The sequence below is a fragment of the Paenibacillus tyrphae genome (genome assembly GCF_000722545.1).
Taxonomy (GTDB): Bacteria; Bacillota; Bacilli; order Paenibacillales; family NBRC-103111; genus Paenibacillus_G; species Paenibacillus_G tyrfis.
This window is the reverse complement of the sequence record NZ_JNVM01000024.1, coordinates 46,914-63,957: the sequence shown is the minus strand read 5'-3', so window position 1 is coordinate 63,957 and position 17,044 is coordinate 46,914. Positions and strand designations below refer to the sequence as shown.

Annotated in this window: 20 protein-coding genes; 4 read left to right on the top strand and 16 right to left on the bottom strand. The window is 45.6% G+C overall.

The window, feature by feature from the left end; genetic code table 11:
* Positions 1–165 precede the first annotated feature (165 nt).
* Together ET33_RS26405 and ET33_RS26400 are read left to right on the top strand one after the other, a co-directional pair.
* Complete coding sequence (locus ET33_RS26405; RefSeq protein ID WP_036689253.1) at positions 166–990, top strand: helix-turn-helix domain-containing protein; 825 nt, start codon at positions 166–168, stop codon at positions 988–990.
* A 298-nt stretch (positions 991–1,288) separates the two neighbouring features.
* Positions 1,289–1,738, top strand: coding sequence for a hypothetical protein (locus tag ET33_RS26400; RefSeq protein ID WP_036689250.1), 450 nt, complete (start codon positions 1,289–1,291; stop codon positions 1,736–1,738).
* A 441-nt stretch (positions 1,739–2,179) separates the two neighbouring features.
* Here ET33_RS26400 and ET33_RS26390 read toward each other — a convergent pair whose 3' ends face one another.
* The 5 genes from ET33_RS26390 to ET33_RS37785 form a co-directional block, all read right to left on the bottom strand.
* Positions 2,180–2,707 carry a hypothetical protein gene (locus tag ET33_RS26390; RefSeq protein ID WP_036689246.1) on the bottom strand — a complete coding sequence of 176 codons (528 nt, stop codon included), beginning with the start codon at positions 2,705–2,707 and terminating at the stop codon, positions 2,180–2,182.
* Between the two features lie 27 nt (positions 2,708–2,734).
* Entirely contained in the window at positions 2,735–3,043 is a 309-nt protein-coding gene (locus ET33_RS26385; RefSeq protein WP_051775641.1) for a CdiA C-terminal domain-containing protein, read from the bottom strand.
* A 258-nt stretch (positions 3,044–3,301) separates the two neighbouring features.
* Positions 3,302–3,634: a hypothetical protein gene (locus tag ET33_RS26380; protein ID WP_051775639.1), complete on the bottom strand. Its 333-nt coding sequence runs from the start codon at positions 3,632–3,634 to the stop codon at positions 3,302–3,304.
* On the bottom strand, positions 3,609–4,124 hold the full coding sequence (locus ET33_RS26375; RefSeq protein WP_036689244.1) for a hypothetical protein: 516 nt from the start codon (positions 4,122–4,124) through the stop codon (positions 3,609–3,611). The genes ET33_RS26380 and ET33_RS26375 overlap by 26 nt, the downstream gene beginning before the upstream one ends.
* The gene (locus ET33_RS37785; RefSeq protein WP_235206823.1) at positions 4,099–4,620 is read right to left on the bottom strand and encodes a hypothetical protein; all 522 of its coding nucleotides are present in this window, start codon (positions 4,618–4,620) and stop codon (positions 4,099–4,101) included. Before ET33_RS37785 ends, ET33_RS26375 begins: the two co-directional genes overlap by 26 nt.
* A 771-nt stretch (positions 4,621–5,391) precedes the next feature.
* Here ET33_RS37785 and nfi point away from each other — a divergent pair.
* Positions 5,392–6,042, top strand: coding sequence for a deoxyribonuclease V (gene nfi / locus ET33_RS26365; protein ID WP_051775661.1), 651 nt, complete (start codon positions 5,392–5,394; stop codon positions 6,040–6,042).
* Positions 6,043–6,210: 168 nt separating this feature from the next.
* Here nfi and ET33_RS36695 read toward each other — a convergent pair whose 3' ends face one another.
* The 10 genes from ET33_RS36695 to ET33_RS26315 all read right to left on the bottom strand — a co-directional run bounded on the left by ET33_RS36695 (position 6,211) and on the right by ET33_RS26315 (position 15,583).
* The gene (locus ET33_RS36695) at positions 6,211–6,651 is read right to left on the bottom strand and encodes a toxin-antitoxin system YwqK family antitoxin (protein ID WP_051775637.1); all 441 of its coding nucleotides are present in this window, start codon (positions 6,649–6,651) and stop codon (positions 6,211–6,213) included.
* Positions 6,652–7,049: 398 nt separating this feature from the next.
* Positions 7,050–7,475 carry a hypothetical protein gene (locus ET33_RS26355; protein WP_036689237.1) on the bottom strand — a complete coding sequence of 142 codons (426 nt, stop codon included), beginning with the start codon at positions 7,473–7,475 and terminating at the stop codon, positions 7,050–7,052.
* A 25-nt stretch (positions 7,476–7,500) separates the two neighbouring features.
* Positions 7,501–10,092, bottom strand: coding sequence for an EndoU domain-containing protein (locus ET33_RS26350; RefSeq protein WP_036689236.1), 2,592 nt, complete (start codon positions 10,090–10,092; stop codon positions 7,501–7,503).
* A gap of 29 nt (positions 10,093–10,121) precedes the next feature.
* Positions 10,122–10,562 (bottom strand): DUF4280 domain-containing protein, encoded by a 441-nt coding sequence (locus ET33_RS26345; RefSeq protein ID WP_051775635.1) that lies wholly within the window; start codon positions 10,560–10,562, stop codon positions 10,122–10,124.
* Positions 10,537–11,076, bottom strand: a complete 540-nt coding sequence (locus tag ET33_RS26340) for a hypothetical protein (protein ID WP_051775633.1) — start codon at positions 11,074–11,076, stop codon at positions 10,537–10,539. Before ET33_RS26340 ends, ET33_RS26345 begins: the two co-directional genes overlap by 26 nt.
* 43 nt (positions 11,077–11,119) lie before the next feature.
* A complete protein-coding gene (locus ET33_RS26335) occupies positions 11,120–12,250 on the bottom strand; it encodes a pentapeptide repeat-containing protein (protein ID WP_051775631.1) in 1,131 nt (376 codons plus the stop codon).
* A 13-nt stretch (positions 12,251–12,263) separates the two neighbouring features.
* Positions 12,264–13,691 carry a contractile injection system protein, VgrG/Pvc8 family gene (locus ET33_RS26330; RefSeq protein ID WP_036689233.1) on the bottom strand — a complete coding sequence of 476 codons (1,428 nt, stop codon included), beginning with the start codon at positions 13,689–13,691 and terminating at the stop codon, positions 12,264–12,266.
* Between the two features lie 21 nt (positions 13,692–13,712).
* Positions 13,713–14,330, bottom strand: a complete 618-nt coding sequence (locus ET33_RS26325) for a hypothetical protein (RefSeq protein WP_036689231.1) — start codon at positions 14,328–14,330, stop codon at positions 13,713–13,715.
* 252 nt (positions 14,331–14,582) lie between these two features.
* Complete coding sequence (locus tag ET33_RS26320; protein WP_036689229.1) at positions 14,583–15,044, bottom strand: DUF2269 family protein; 462 nt, start codon at positions 15,042–15,044, stop codon at positions 14,583–14,585.
* A gap of 2 nt (positions 15,045–15,046) precedes the next feature.
* On the bottom strand, positions 15,047–15,583 hold the full coding sequence (locus ET33_RS26315) for a PadR family transcriptional regulator (RefSeq protein WP_036689228.1): 537 nt from the start codon (positions 15,581–15,583) through the stop codon (positions 15,047–15,049).
* A gap of 224 nt (positions 15,584–15,807) precedes the next feature.
* Between ET33_RS26315 and ET33_RS26310 the strand changes: the two genes are divergently transcribed.
* Positions 15,808–16,365, top strand: a complete 558-nt coding sequence (locus tag ET33_RS26310; RefSeq protein WP_036689225.1) for an NADPH-dependent FMN reductase — start codon at positions 15,808–15,810, stop codon at positions 16,363–16,365.
* A gap of 31 nt (positions 16,366–16,396) precedes the next feature.
* Here ET33_RS26310 and ET33_RS26305 read toward each other — a convergent pair whose 3' ends face one another.
* Complete coding sequence (locus tag ET33_RS26305; protein ID WP_036689221.1) at positions 16,397–16,960, bottom strand: GNAT family N-acetyltransferase; 564 nt, start codon at positions 16,958–16,960, stop codon at positions 16,397–16,399.
* Positions 16,961–17,044: the final 84 nt, after the last annotated feature.

Sequence of the window (17,044 nt, the reverse complement as noted above, 5' to 3'; positions counted from 1 at the left end):
AGGTATAAAGTAGTATAATTCAACTGTCTCCAATTTTTCGTCAATCCTCAATCCTACAAAAAACGAGGGGCAGCATAACCTGACAGCGTGGCAAATTCCATATACTGCATGAAAAGAATCTCATACGGCGCGACGTTATCTATAGTTGGTTGGGAGGTCGAAAATGTGATTATTTTTGCCGATTGGTTACAGCGTACAGACTATCCGGTCGCAAGCATAGCGACCATGGAGCATCAAGTGCTAAAAAAGTGGGATGAGCAGATCAAATCCGCCGGCCTGCACAGGGATACAGTGCGTATATCTCGGCTCTCGCCTGAAAGGATACGTGAAAAGCTTGTATCGCATTCAGCGCTCATCCGGGTGTTGTTGAGCGAAATAGAAGCCATGCAGGAATTATTGTACATAACACATTTTTTTGTCATTGCCGACCCTTCAGGAGTCATCCTGGAGCTCGGGGGGAAAGACGATATTTTGCAGAATCTAAGGTTAATCAATATTGGACCTGGAACATTGTGTACGATTAAGCACTCCGGGTACAGTGCGATAGCTATGGCGATGGAAACGGGAATGACAGCTATCGTTCGGGGGAATGAGCATACGCTTCAATTATTTCGGGATGGGAACTGCATTTGCGTTCCGATACGGGTTGGAGGAGTCGTTCAAGCCTATGTAAATTTAATGTTTGCCGTCGAAATTGACCCGACCTTCGCTATCCCTTTATTGCGGTATATCGCCACCCAGGCTGAAAAACGGCTTCAAGCGGATATCGGGGGGGGAGGACGTGAGGATGTCTACGATCGGTTTGCAGCATACCAGCTTACCGGACGGCAAAAAGAAGTAGCTTATAAATGGCTTCAAGGTCAGACCTGCGTACAAATCGCACAATCCCTCTATCTCTCGGTGCATACCGTCCGTACGGTGCTGAAGACCATTTATGAAAAGACGGCAGTCAATAGCAAAGTGGCTTTCATACGCAAATTTACCGGGTGAGCAATAAATACCTCATTTGCGGTATTTATAGGGTATCTTATTTGAGATAGTATGAATTCAACCCACTATTCATCGCAAATCGTCATCCTGTGTCTGGCGAATACTACAGGAGACGTTGATCTTTTGGAAATGAACTCTGAATAAAAGTCGGAATTTTCAAATGATTCATGCGGATTGTGGGATGCTGAGCTTTAAGCTTCAACAATAATCGAAGGGGAGGGGATTGGCGGTTAAGCGGTGAGGGCGTCTATTTATATGTAATACAAAATTCGCTTTAAAATAGGAGGAGAAGTGAACGATGAAGAAGAAAATCCTTTCCGTTGTGGCAGTACTAGCAGTTTGTATGTCGCTCAGCACATCGGCCTTCGCAAGCGGTATAGCTAGGGACGATCGTACGAATATATTTTCTGACCCAAACGATGATTTTACCGGATACTTTTCAGAAAAACATACCCGACATGAATTTTCCTGGTATAACGGCACGGGTAAGGACCAAACATATTACCTCTATTTCTGGCAGCCTAAGGGTACGACCAAACAAGGCTACGGAATCCTATCTGTAGGCGTTAGCGGCCCTCGTCTGGGAGCGTCTCAACAGTTGTGGAACTCAAATGGGCGTTCTGATTGGCAAGTTTTTGTTCCGGCTGGCGACACCCTGTCTGTAACAACTGGGGCTGTCATGCCGGGTGAAATTGATCCAAGCGTACCTTATGAACTCGATTTTCAAAGAAGCTACCACCCGCAGTAATTTGAACATGGCGGCGGCATTGCCGCTGAGTGGATGTCTTCGAGCAGGTACGATGTCGACGATACGCATAAAAAGCGCCGAGTTTTTAGTTGGCGCTTTTTCCTATTTTCGGCCCTGTACCAGCGTAGCTGTCACGAAGGGCAATTGCATGAAAATTAATTGTAAAATTATTTACGCGTATACTTTGCCCTGGTGTCACAGACGCACGACCAAGACATCAGTACCCAAGTTAGAAAAATTTCAGGCATTGGTGTACTCAAGCTTCTCGCATATGACCAAACTGCAATCAGCCATACTCGCCTGGGCCAATCAAGATGAACAGATTGCAAAGCGAGTGAAGGCGATAGAGCAAGAGCCCATAATGTCGTTGGTTTACTCATAGGTTGGGAAGTATTAGGCCTCATTGCGCAAGATGGTTTGATCAATTCGGTGAATAAAGGGTTACTTTCTATACTCACTATTTTCGAAAAAATCCTCTTCTAAATAAGGATAGTTCAGTAGTGCTAGATCTTCTTTATCTAAATAACTGGTTTGATATTCATCTGAATGGGTATTGATCTTTAAACACCCTTTTATTCTTTTCATTTGTGGATAGGAGGAATGATTTTCTACAAGCATGTCTAGATCGTTCAACCGCAACAGCTTTCCAAATAATTCAAGAAATTTAAGATACCCGATATCAAATAATCGAGTTATAAATTGAATACTAATAAAAACATTCGTATCTACACCATATGCTTCGAGATTTGCCTTCCGATAACGTTCTGTATAGTCATCCTCATCATCTAAATTAATGCTCATTGAAAAATATGTGCAACTGACACTTACGCGTTGAGTATAAGACCTATTCCATACTTCTGCCTCATAATCAATTAATTCTACAAATAATACTTCGCATATCATATTGTAGAGCAAATTCCCCAATTCTTCTTTAGGCAAATTAGAACCAATACATAACGAATAATCCATTTTACTCATACCTCCAATACGCTCTAGTTACTTGACGGCCTTCAATGAGACTAATAGTTCATTTAAATGTTTTAAATCCTTGTGAGTTTGACTTAATATAAACTCAATAAGTTCAGCCCTTTTTTCAATAGGATAATCATTTAAATTTAACACTACTCTTCTTGCTTGATCCGTAGTTTTATCTCTGAGCATTTTAAGAATGTTCTTTAGATTAGTTGATTCAGGAGCATAACAATCAAACACCTGCCGCTCTATTATGAAGTCCGGGTTTTTATTAGGATTAATACCATATCCGTTTCCACCAAAACCATTTCCATTGGGGACTTCGTCGAGCATTATCGTGCGGTATCCGTTTTCCGCCAGCACATCGGTGCCGAAATGTGAAGCTAGACGCTGAAGAAACTGCCAATCCGTTTCTTCATATTGCAGTAAAAACTTGCGGATGCTCCGGTCTCCGCTAATTTAGAGCATGAAAAAAGGCTCATTCCTCCTCATAGTCAAGTTGGAATAAACCTTGAAAGTTTGTCAAGTTCTTGTGTTTCTTGTGTTGGTTGTATTGTACGGGTTTTGCTCTGGTAAATCAAAAGGAATAATCTAAGATCTTTTGCTTTTTAACTCAGAAATGATCTCTGTAATTCCACTTGTGATTGCAGAACCGATGACCTCGGAATAATTATTAAATGAAGAATTGCTTTCTATTATTGAATCAAGTAAATTTTTAAATTTTCCTTCAACCATAATTCTAACACCCTTAACTAATTCTCCAGTATCCCCATTTTGTAAATCATCTTCTAAAATAATAAAATTGTCCATAATGTCTAAAACTTTTTTAAAATCCCCATCTACTACTATTGTAACCCCCGTTGCAGTTTCTCCAGAGTTTTCAATAAGAAATTCATCTTCAAAAATTTGAATCTGGTTTTTCAAAGAAGCTCATCCTTCCATTATTTTTTGCATTCTCCGGAATTATTTTTTTAGCATCTTTTTCATAAATTCCCAACCAGCCAGTTGGAACAAAATCTTCATAAGATCCAGGTTCTCCAAAAAACGAGTAAAAAATTTTGTTGTCAAAATCTAAATAAAAGGAGGTTTCAACTTCGGAATTCACTCCATCCAAGTATACCTCAGAATACAAGTTAAAGTAATCAACCAATTCTGTATAGTTTACTTTATATTCTTTCATAGCTTCTTGAAACTGTCCTATATTTTTTTCAGACAGTATTTCGCATCCTACACGTTCTTCATAATCAGCCTCTGTTTCAGTTACTTCAGGTTGATTGAGTTTTCTTCTGAAGGCGTTGTCTAATGCTAGCAAATCCATAATCCATAATTCTTTTTCGCTCACATACCAATTATGTTTTCCTTCATGTTTCACTAAAACTACCACGGTATCAGGAAAATTTGGTTCTACTTTCAAAGCTGAACACCCCCCTACTTAAGTATTTTAGCATTTTTAGCGAATTCTTCGATCCAATCGATCCAGATAGGTGGAGCTCAAGAGACAATCCTGGCTGATGAGGGTCAACTATTTTCGGCGCGGTTCTACCTTGATTTAAAGGGTTCTTTTTATAATATTTCTGAGGAATTGCATTCTCCATTATCATATCATGAAACCAATTATCAACTTCAAACTCAATAATGTAAGATCCTTCGCCTTTTTTTTGCAAGAAATATTCTGCATGTTCTGAAGTTTCAGCACTCACATTTAAATTACTTTTTTTAGTCACTACAGAAACAGTTCCGTCATCATTTACAATCATTCCTTCAAAGCTGCCGTGCTCGCCCTTGGTTTGCACTCTGTAATACTTTACAGTATTTTCTTTGTCAGGTGTGCTAACACGCGAGCCACTTTCACCCGGCGCCTCGGTTTGTTTTCCTTGAGAAGCCCTGGGTGGTGTAGACTTACTCGACATCCGATTGGAAATCTCATACCACCTACCGCTACGGCTAAGGCAGCCATAGGAGCTGCGAATTCCGCAAGCAGGCCCCCCGTAATCATCGCAATGTCGACGGACATTCGGTAGTTGTCTTCGTTGCCGTCAAACAGGGTGTCTCTGATGAAGTTGAATGCTTTTGATTCGGTATCTCCTTTATTTGCGAAGCTTATATCCTGAATCCCTTCGCCTATATCGGCTATTCCCAAAGCGACCATGTATGCCGCAGATGCTACTGCAACAGCTCCTGCGGCAGCTACAGCAATACCGAATCCCGTCCAACTAGCGAGTGCGCCGAACCCTACGGCAGCCACGCCAACTTCGCATATAATAGCCCCTGCACACGGCATTGAGCAATCCGAACGCAATGCCTGCTATGCCCTTGTTTTTGCGCTCCTTGCTCGCTTCGTGAACATAGGCTTTGTAAGCTTCGAGCTTCTCGGCCGCTTGAACCGCTTGCCGCTGGCCTTCCGAGCTAAAAGCTCCTTCTAAAATTATGTATCTGTATCAGCCGGCAGGGCTTTGTTTCTTTTATTGGCAATATTGGACTTTGAATTCATGTGAAAATCTCCATATTTTTACCAAGACTGTGTCATTGCTTGCATTACTCTGCGGCACTCTGGCGGGTTTGAAGCGATGCTTTTTGACGAGGCTTCCTAAAATGGGATAACATAGAGATGGTCATTCGTTTAATTATTGGAGGAATTCATATTGGAAGCTGTTATACGGCATCGGTGGAATTTAAGCGAGATGGAAGCCATTGAATTACAGCGGGAATTAGCTCAAAAAGTGATCACCGAGGACCGGCTTGACCCGATTCATCATGTTGCCGGAGTAGATGTTGCATATAGCAAAAACAATGACACGCTAATTGCGGCGATTGTCGTTTTAGAATTAGATTCATTGAAAATCGTAGAATCCGTTGTTATTGAAGATACGGTTCAATTCCCATATATCCCAGGTTTATTTTCGTTCCGAGAGCTTCCTCCGATTATAAAAGCATTTGAAAAGATAAAGACCACTCCGCAGCTAGTCGTTTGCGACGGACAAGGGCTCGCCCACCCTAGACGATTTGGATTAGCCTGTCACTTGGGGGTCCTTTATGATATCCCCACCATCGGGTGTGGAAAAACAAAGCTGTCAGGTAATTTTACAGAACCCGATCAACATAGGGGAGCCCAGTCACCATTAATCGATAACTGTGAGATCATCGGGAATGTATTAAGAACACAGAAGAATATTAATCCCATCTTTGTTTCCATCGGCCATCGGATATCCTTAGCGACTGCCTGCCAATGGATACTCGAACTCTCACCGAAATTCCGGTTGCCCGAAACGACTCGGCAAGCCGATCAGCTTGTGAAAAAGACCTTGTCGCTTCACAACCATTCCCGGAGTTAATAAAAGATGGGCGAATACCGCCCATCTTAGACTACATAGTAAGCCACAACGAAATCCATCAAGTCTTTAGCATCCAGAAGGCTTCATTCAACCGTCTAGTATGGTAACGGATAAGGTATTTTTACCAGACTGTTATCTCCCTAAAGACTCATTTAATGATGATGATAATTATTCCTCTAGCTTATAACGGCTTCTATATTCAGGAATTCTGTCACGAACAACATTATAGCTCGGATCTTCTTCACTTATTTCCCATGTTTCTACTATATCTCCTGTTTCATCATAAGTTATAGTAATTATGTGAACATTTCTAACCACAATACTTTGAGATCTTAATCGACCATTCTTATAGAACTCTTTTGCAATACCATTCGTCGTATTATGATCGGTCTCATTTAATTCCTGCAACTCGCCTGTGGGATAGTATACTCTCTCAATACCGGTTCTAAAACCATCTTGCACGTCAAATTCCCAGACAAGTAGCCCATTATTATAGTCTACTATTACTCCGTTAAAAGGTACTGTTTTATCCTGATCAATATAAAAGATATGTTCACCGGTATGAATATCATCTTTAACAAAAAGATCATAATAATTTATTTTTTTCATATATCTACATCCTAAATTTTTTTACTTTAAAATAATCACATAATTGAGGCATTAGCAACTTTGATCTAGTAGTCAGTATTGACAAATTTATCTCAGTTGAGAGGTTATACAATTTATTTTACAGACCCTCTTGCTTGTACCATTAACCTACTCCAATGCCTTCCGGTAATGATTATTATTTCTTCCTCTAGGGTTACCGCGTATTCTTCAACATCTTTACTTATGCTTGCTTCGTCATCGATCTTTCCCTCCTTTGGTTTTGCCCATGCAAAAAGGCTCATTCCTCAGCGTTCGAGTGGAATAAGCCTTTGATAAGTTTATCAAGCTGTTTGTCAAGTTTTTTAAGTGTTTGGGTTTAATCGTTAATGGGGTAGCCCCACCAAGCTTAAACTACTAACTTAATTACTTAATCTTTGAAGGAAATCTGCAAACACGGCTCTTGTTGCGTTACCGCAGCAATTCATTTTTATTCTGATGTTTTCTATAAGACTTTTATTACTCAATATTAATTGTTTATTCTCTGCATTGATAAAACTTCTCAATGAATCTGCACATACTTCTATTAATTCTTCATCATCAGTGTCAATCAATAATAATAGAGCTCTCAGTTCATAAATATTATTTGCATCATCCAAACAATAAGCCAAATTGCGTTTCCATTCCACAGTCTTATTACTAATTTCGTTTAGTAAAACTTCCCAATCTTGTTGAGTGAATTTTGATAAAATTTCAGTGGCTCTTATAGCACCAACATCATACCAAAAATCATTTTTACTGTTTTCATCAGAAAATTCAGTAATATATTGATTAAATTTATCGTACAAGTCGAAGCATCTCCTATCAGTTAAGCTAAGGTATTGGATCAAAATTTGTTGTTGGTTTTCCTCCAACTGGGAAACCAGAAATAATATCATCTCCATGTTTTATAACTTCAATTTCTACACTATGTATTATCCCTCGATGTAGAGTTAGCCCTTCTGAGCTACGTATCCCTACAGCTGGAGAATCACCAACTTTTTTGATTGAATTGATAATTCCAGCATCAGACCATGATTCGGGAAATAAAGTACTTGTCTTTATTTTTGATAGATTTCCATCAGGAAATTGTGTAGTAAATTTCACACTCCTTGTTCCATCAGGATTTACTCTTATTTCTTGAACAGCATAGTTTGGGTTCGCATTATTAATATTTGGTGAGTGCCCTCCTATGAGTTTATTAGAGCCTGTAATTCTTTGTCCTTCAAGTATTTTTTTCTCAACTTCTGGACTTAACTTAGACACCACTGACACTATCGGAGATGGATTACCCGTCTCCTCAGTCTCCGAAGGCTTCCCAGATGTTTTCCCTGTGCTTGGAGCTTCCGCATCCTCCATCTGCTTATTCGTACCGGGACCGCCTCGCTGCGGTTTCCTTTCCCCGGCGCCGGGTGGTGTAGATTTACTCGACATCCGATTGGAAAATCTCACGCCACCTACCACTACGGCTAAGGCAGCCATAGGAGCCACGAATTCAGCGAACAGGCCCCCTGTAATCATCGCAATGTCTACGGACATTCGGTAGTTGTCCTCGTTGCCGTCAAACAGGGTGTCCCTGATGAAGTTGAATGACTTTGATTCGGAGTCTCCTTTATTTGCGAAATTTACATCTTGAATCCCTTCGCCTATATCAGCTATTCCCGAAGCGACCATGTATGCCCCAGATGCTGCTGCAACAGCTCCTGCGGCAGCTACAGCAATACCGACTCCCGTCCAACTAGTGAGAGCGCCGAAGCCTACGGCTGCTACGCCAACGGCGCAGATCATAGCCCCGCACACGGCATTGAACAATCCGCCCGCGATGCCTGCTATGCCCTTGTTTTTGCGCTCCTCGCTCGCTTCGTGAACATAAGCTTTGTAAGCTTCGAGCTTCTCGGCCGCTTGAACCGCTTGCCGCTGGCCTTCCGAGCTCAGCATGGGATAGTTCTGCGGGACCGTGCCGGTAATTCGTATTTTCGAAGCCAACAGCTTATGGATTTCATCAATCCCGACGCCGCTCATCGGTCCTTGCATGAGAGTTAAGCTCTTCGTCGCTTTCAAGCTGACTTGCTTCGGCGGAGGAGGGGGAGGGGGCGCGTCCGGGTCTGCGCTTGGATCAGTCCATCCGATCGTTAATTCCTCACCAGGCTTGACGCTGATTTTCTTCGAGCTTGTAAACTGTATTCCGTCCTTGTCATTCATTGTAATGGACAGCTTGCCGCTTGTGAAGGTGATGTTTCCTTCGCCCAATTCCATTGCTTTCCCATAGTTGCTGACGAATGATTTTACATTGGGATTACTCATCTTCGGATGGCTCTTCATGCTATCTCCCGATCCACGAACAGAGCTGGTGACAAAGGCATGATTTTCGTTACTATCCGGAAAATAGAGCTGGATGCGTGACCCTGCTTGGGGCATGCTGTACCATGCATTGTTGCCTTCTGCTGCATAAGGAAACCAACTCGTCCCTGTGTGTGGCTCATCGTCGTCGATGTCCAGATGAATCTTCACCATTTTCCGGTTTACGGCTATCGCTCTTCCCTCCAGCGACAATCCGGTTAGCAGCGGATTGACACGATAGGGCCGACATATTCCTTTGGGAGAAGCGATCGTGTAGGTCATTCTGACACTGCCGCCATGCAGCTCGATTGTCGATCCAACCACGACAAGCTCTTTGCCGCGGAGCGTAACCGTATTTCCCACAGGGAGCAGTTGGTCGCTTACGACCTCATAGGCTCTGAAATCTTCCTCCGTCAAATCCGTCTGACCTTGCTGAGCCGTCGAAATCATATAGTCCTTCAATGCTTTCGTTACAACGTAGGAACCTTCGCCAAGCTCGATATGTCGGTCAATTTGCGGCATCCCAAACCACAGCCTGGGCTTTGCCTCGGTTACATCCGGTACCAAAACGGTGCCGAAATGTGAAGCCAGACGCTGAAGAAACTGCCAATCCGTTTCTTCGTATTGCAGTAAAAACTTGCGGATACTCCGGTCTCCGCCCGCCATATCGATGAAATCTGCATGCGGGTAATGCTGCAGCACTTGCCCGATTACGTCAGCGTAGCTCATGCTTCGATCTTGGAAGCTGCGCGAACGACGTTTTGTATCCAGCTCATAGGTGGAGGAGATGCCTTCCACTTCGGCTACGTAGACATCTCTGGTCATGCGAATTGTTAGGTTAGAGACAGTACCGGCGAAGATGCGTTCGTCCCGCTCTCCGACCCGTTTGAACACTTCAATCACATCGCGGTGACTGGCGGCTTCCATATATTTTTCCATCTGCTCTTCCGGGATGATTCCGCTAAAAGAAACCCGCGCATGTTCGCCCGGTTGTCGCACGATCTTGATGGCAGTTACCGCTTCCAGCTCATAGGGCCAGCGCAGCTTCATTTCCCGGCTGGCCATCGTTATTTCAAAGGCGCTCATACATTCGCCCCCTTTCTTGCCCGTCGGTTTTATCCTTTCTTGTCCATGAGGATGATGCCGCCCCATTTGCAGACTAGCGTTGCTTTCTCGGTCAGAACCGGCTCACCGCCGACCAGAACGTCTTCTTTGTCTTGCATCCACCGGGTCCCTGGCTCGAACACAGGCTGGCAGGGCAGCATCCCGTTCGCCGCTTTATCGATCTCGGTTGTTGATGTGAAAAAGAACCAACTGGTTGTTGTAATTTCCTCCTTGGCGCCGGGATTATTCGGATTGTTGCATGACCCGAAGGAGATGATGTTTTTGCCGACTGTGCAGTCGGTAATATTGAGCAGTGGTTGTTCCTTCACGGTTACCCCATGGCTGGATGGTAAATTCAACACGTCCGGAGCGCTGCCGCAGGAGCAGCGAATAGGGGTTCCCCGTACGACATAAGTCGCTTTCACGTCACCGGTATCTTGTATACCCGCCATGTTCCTCGTCTCCCTTCACCGTTTCTGCTTTTGTTAACTGAAATCCGTACAAGTCCCTGCGCAGCAGGCTTTCCGCGAGATCCAACCGGATGACGGTATAGGGCTGAAGAACACTAGGTACATGAAACATGACCTGGTCTCCGATACGGCTTTCGTCAAGGATCAGGCGGGTTACCAGACCTAAGGGGTCATGCTCGCTGTGTGCGGATTTACAATCGATGACATCCAATTCCGGATGCCAATACACTTGCTGCTGGCCGTTTTGCTTGTCGATTAGAATCGCCATATGCAAAGCCAGAGCGGGAACATATTTTTTCAGTATTCTTTTAAAACCGTTGGATACGAGCTGCAAAGGCCGCTCCAAGTAATCCGGATATTCGTTGTTCTCGTGATGCCGCACATACAGAATAGGGGGATCCTGGTTTGGATTGCCCCCGAATACTTTTGCGGAGGAGGGAACGATCGGCACTGCGCTTTGTATTCTCGTATCCTGTGAAATTAGGAAATAATCCATCGCGATTCCCGCCGTTTCCTTCTAAAAGTTTCGTTGATACTTTTTATACCCATCGAATGCTGCGTCGCTGACTCTCATCCAAAACAAGCCGTTCCGCAGCTTCCTTGGAAAAGAGTGCGCCGTCCAGATTGGCTCCGGTAAAATCGGCACCGTCTACGATCGCGTCGATAAAATACGCTCCCGCTAACTCTGCGTAAGCAAACGAGGCTCCGGTAACGTTTGCGCCCGTAAAGTTTATACCCTCGACCCCGTAGTACCGGCATTGTTCCGCATCCCACGTATTTTGGTTCGCATGGATTTCGCTGAGATCGGCCCCTTGGAGATCGCAGCTCCGCAGGTCGGCGTCATACAGGCAGGAGGCACGAACATCCGCTTCCCGCAGGTTACAGGCTTCAAAACGGGTCCCCACGCCTATGCAGAAGCGCATATCGCTGCCGGTTAAATCCGCTTGCCGGAAAACCGTATATCGAAAATCCAATCCTGCGAAATCTCCACCGGAACCGTCAATAGCGGGGATGATTTCGTATACATACGCCAATTCTTCTTTCTTTTTGAGCCACTTTAGCGCTTGAATCGGATCTTTTGTCTGCCGCTCTTCGCGATATACTTGCTCGCTAATATCCATATACTCGCCTGCCCGGATTTCAAAATGCTCCGCCATGGCAATTGGACGAAACTCTTCCATCGTCAGGAGCTGAGGCATTGCGTAACGGATGAGATGGTGAACGTACAAATGAAACAAAGGCGCTTTCTGCAAGGCCAAACGTTCTACCTGCGATTCACTGATCGCATCAAAATAGGCCTTCCTTCGAACATTCAAGTCGTGCTTCCATTGTTCCCAGAAGCGGAATGCCCAAGCCGCCGAATAGTCCGCCTCGCATTCGCTTGCGTCAAGAAACCACGTGCTGTCATACGCTTGCAGCCTGTTCGTATATGTGCCGGACAGGAGGGAGGTTCGCAGCATGGAACAAACGATAAACCCGATTGGAGATTTCTCACCCTTCTCTTGCATCGTTCGAATCTTCAGGCAAAATGCCTCGAACGTCTCTAGCCATTCCCGGGCGAGCGCGTCTTTGTGCTCGATATAATAGGCGTGCAGACGCCGAATGTGTTCTGCCGTTACATCCTCTACGACCGTAGCGTTAAAATGGCGCCATGCTTCTTCTTTTTTCATCGTTGCTATGTCCTTAATTGGTTTTGACTTGCGAGCCGCTAATTTTGATTTCGCCTTCTTTGATCTCGATGGAGTTTCCTTGACATTCCATTTTTAGAGATTTGCCAGCGGCTACTTTAATGTCCGGCGCTTCGAACGAAATCTCCTCTGTCGAGGAGAAGTGAATCTTGTTCGGGCTTGCGACGGTGATGACTCCATCGTCGGTCAGCTTGATATAGACGCCTGCATTTGCCATAATTTCGATGCCAGTCGGCAAAAATTTGATAATTTGTCCATGCTTCGTTTTTAAATAGGGAATATCCGGGTTGCACATCGGATCTTCCGGTTGTCGAGCCGCGTCCGGCGCCTCTCTTCGCACGGAGCTGATGGCAATCGCCCGTTCTTCCCGAGAATTCGGAAAATAGATGCGAATACTGTCTCCTACCTCCGGCATGCAGTACCAGCCCGTATTGTCTTCTGAAGCAAAAATGGTCGAGTACGGAAACCAGGAAGCTTCCTGCGGATGCTGCTCATCATCGATTTCAAGATGAACCTTCACCTGATCACGCTTGACGTGCAAAATTATTCCTTGAAGGGATAGTCCGATAATGGCTGTATTGTATGCGGTTGGAACGACCAAGCCTTGCCGGGGCGCGAGTACGTAAGCATGCTGCAGGATGCCTTCCGTCATGACAGATACGGCTTCACAGACGAACAACTCTTTTTGCCGAAATACCACTTGAGTCCCCAGCTCTAGCATCTCATTCGTATGTACTTCATAGGAGATAAAATCGTGCTCGTTCGCTTCTTTTCCATGGTTTTGCGTAATGTCGCGGTATTCACTGATCCGCTTGTTTACGGTAAAGGAGTGTACATCCAGATTTCCTTTCCATTTTCCTTCGGGAATGCCAAAAACGAATTTAGGTGCGGCAAAATAGGGGACGGGGACAAGATAAGTGTGAAACCGGGAAGCCATACGCTTCAAAAATTGCCAATCCGTTTCCTGATACTGAAGTACAAACTGGCCAAGCGTTTGTCCGCCGGAAGCCAGATCCATCACGTCTGCATCGGGATAGGAAGAGATTACCCGTTCGAGCACCTGCCCGTAAGTCATGCTGCGATGCTGAAACGATTGATTATGCGGTTGAACGTCCAGAAGATAGGTGTAAGAGGCGGCCTCAATTTCAATAGAGTACACTTCTCCAATTTTCTTCATGCGGACATTCGTCACGATCCCGCTGAACAAGGTCGCGTAATCGTCCGCAAGCCGCTGTCTCACCTCAATAGGGGTGTGAAGGGATGTCGTGTCGACATAGCTATCTTGCAATTGCTCGGGAACGATCCCCGTTAAAGTCAGTCTGGCATGCTCATTGAGTTGTTGCTCGATCCGAAGCTCGGACAGACGGCTGAATTGATAAGGGGTAATTTCCAGTTGGTCATATGTAATAAGGTTTGAACTCATGTCGTACTGAACTCCCTTCCGTTACTTGCGAATCTCTTTCAGCGATTCCATGAGGCCCATGGCAATCGGCTTCCAAATTCGTCGTTCCTGTTCCCTGCAGTTGAAATTGCAAACCAGTCCTTTGCCGCGCCATGCCGTCAAATATACGAGATTGAACACCTTCCCGTCCAAAGCGGGACTGAGAAAAAGCAGGTAACCTATCGTTTTATCATTCACTTGTGTGACGCCGTTATCGATCCAATCGTTGGAAGGTTGAAATTTGGTCATCATATCCAGCATAGCGTCCTTGGCCGCTTCGACTTCGTCATCCTGAAGCGGCTGGGGGGTGTATTGAAAGCCTAGACTGGTGTCATACGCCGGATCGCTGTAAATGTACTTCGGTCTTGACTCGAAGGGGTATTTGGCTCTGGCAATCGGCTCCGGCATTAGGGCGAACCCTTTGGGAAGACGGGTAGACAGGGCGTACTCCGGGATGAGAATCTCTTCAAATTCCATCGATCCGTATTTCGTATGAAGCGCACCTTCCATGATGCTTGCGCTCACTTCTTGCTGCGACAGCATTTCTTTTGCCGGGGGCGGGGCTTCGCCTGCCTTGATCTGTTGCTTCCATTCGAGTATTTTTTCGTCCATAGATTCCATCGTTCATGCCGCCTTTTTATCCGTGGTTTCGTTTATGCTAGGAGAGGAGGAGTTCCCATTTAATAAGTACTTGTTCCTTATATCGGCAATATTAGACTTTGAATTCATGTGAAAATTTCCACATTTTTACCAAGACTATGTCGTAGTTTGTACTGCTCCGCAGTACGCCGGCCAAATAAAAAAAATGATCTTCGACATTTCGCGAAGATCATTTTATGTTTTTTCGTTCTATTTGGTCATGGCTCATGTTCCTCAGAACGGCTTAACCAGCATCAAGTACAGCACGAACAGCGGGATGAGGATGACCAGCGTGCCGAACACATCCCATGTGCGGGAAGCTTTCCGATACGCTGCGGTAAGCGCGCCTTCCGCCTCTGCGATGACGCTTTGCTTCATCATTGTCCGTTGGGCGGGAATGAGGAGAATGCCCCAGATCAAGCCACTGAGCACAAACAACGCTTCCGACGCTGTCATCCAATTCAGCTCCGCGAGCGAATACCCGTTCAAGGCGGCCATGATGTGGCCTGTCGCAAGCAGCAGGATAACGCCGGGCAGCGTAAACCAATAATCGGCGTGCATGACATTGCGCGCCACCCGCCGGAGATGGGCCAGATCTTGACCGCGCTCCGCCGACAGCTTCCAGAACGCCGCCGTAATGATGTTGCCGAGAAACAATACGGCCCCAAGCACATGAAGAAAAATCAACGCTCCCATGTTCATTTCTCCTCCTCGTGATGATCCAGCATTGCCGCGCATTCCAGCAGGGCATCGATTTTGGCCTGGTGATAACGAATCCCGATGGTGAGGGACAGCAGCTGATGCTTGGGCATCTGCTGATGATATTGGTCATGCATCCCTTGAAGGATGCTCAGCTTCGCTTCGTGCTGCCTACGGCTTTGCCTGATCCAATCCAGCATTTCGCCCTCGTCCATTTTCCCGCCAAAAAACAGCCTCATGCACACATCGGAGCGCACGTTATCTTCCTCGATCGGCTGCTCGTAATATTGAGCCAGAACCACTCGGCCAGCCTCCGTAATGGAATATTCGTTTTTGTTCGGGCGGTCCTCCTGTATAATCGTGCGTTTCTCGATACAGCCTTCCTTTTCCAAGTTTTTGAGCGTCGGATAGACGCTTCCGTAGCTTCCTTCGAAGAAAAAGGAGATCGGTCCTTCAAAATTTTTTTTGATTTCGTACCCGGTCATCGGCCGCTTGCTTAAAAGGGCAAGAGCCACATATTTTGCCTGCAGTTGCATCGGCGCAGCCTCCTTTGATGATATAATCATTATTCATATTCATAATGTTAATATAAGTTGGCAGCGGTGGTTTGTCCAGTTTTTTCTTGCTGCATAAAAAAGCTCCCGAGATCTTGATGATCAGGGAGCTGATGTTCGTTGAAAAATCAATTATGGTCCTATTGACTATGACATTAATGGTATGGTTTATAATCCTGATAACGAATGGAAAAGAGGGTGAATGAATGGAACAACGAAATCTAGTAGTGCTAGGAGTATCCGGAAGTCTGCGCAAGCAATCGTCTAATACACGGCTGCTCTCGTTCATCGGAGGAATGATGCCCGCCGGTATAGAGTTTCGTATGTATCAGGGGCTCGCGAGTCTACCACATTTCAGTCCAGACTTAGACGGTGACGAAGCTCAATTGCACGGGGCGGTGCACGAATGGCGGGAGGAGCTGCGAGCGGCGAATGCGATCATGATCTGTACGCCGGAATATGCGCGAGGAGTGCCAGGCTCCCTCAAGAATGCGCTGGACTGGGTCGTATCCTCGGGCGAGTTCATGAACATGCCGACGGCGGTCATAAGCGCGTCTCCGCATCCGGATGGCGGTGCTATAGCGCTGCAGTCGCTGACACTAACTCTAAAGATGATGAGTGCGGCTATCCCGGACGAAGCATCACTTGCCGTTCCGTTCGTGAGTAAAATGATCGGGCCGGATGGCAGCGTGACGGATACGAACACCTTGTCATCGCTGCTCAACCTGGTTCGGGCGCTGTCGCAGGCCATTCCGGAGAAATAATTTGTTATGGACTGACGTGGCAGTCGGTGAGCTAATGCAGCATGAGACGCATCACATGGCGCCGACTTCCCGCAGTACCTACCTCGACAAAACCGAACTCTTTAAATTGCGGAACAAATCCCATAAAACGATAACTTGGAGAATCGGGGGCAACAGGGTAGGCTTCAACAACGGTTGCGCCCCTTTGACGGGCATATTCAACAGCCGCTTGAAGCAGTTGTCTCATGACCCCTTGTCCGCGAAACTCACGAGCAACATAGAAACAAACCAAAGACCAAACATGATCGGGATTCTCATTTGTTTCGTATAACCCTCCGAGGTCACGATAAGTTGAGCGCGGAGCGATGGAGCACCATGCTACAGGCTCGTCGCCCGCATATCCCAAGATGCCTATGGAAACATGTTCTTGAACCATGTTCCGGATCGCAGATTTTTTGCTTACCTTGTTTTTCCGATCCTCAGGTTTCCCGCGCCAAACCATACACCAGCAATTCTTTGGTCCGCCCCGACTTTCAAAAAGCTTCTCAAAATCCAGCCAACGACCTTGATCGACTTCAAAGAAATCTAGCTTTACAAAAGGATTGGAAATATCCATTACCATTATGACCTCCGATTTTCCATGAATTTCCCTTTAGGTCGCTCTTAACCCATCCGGATCACTGCAGAGGACCTGAGCTTT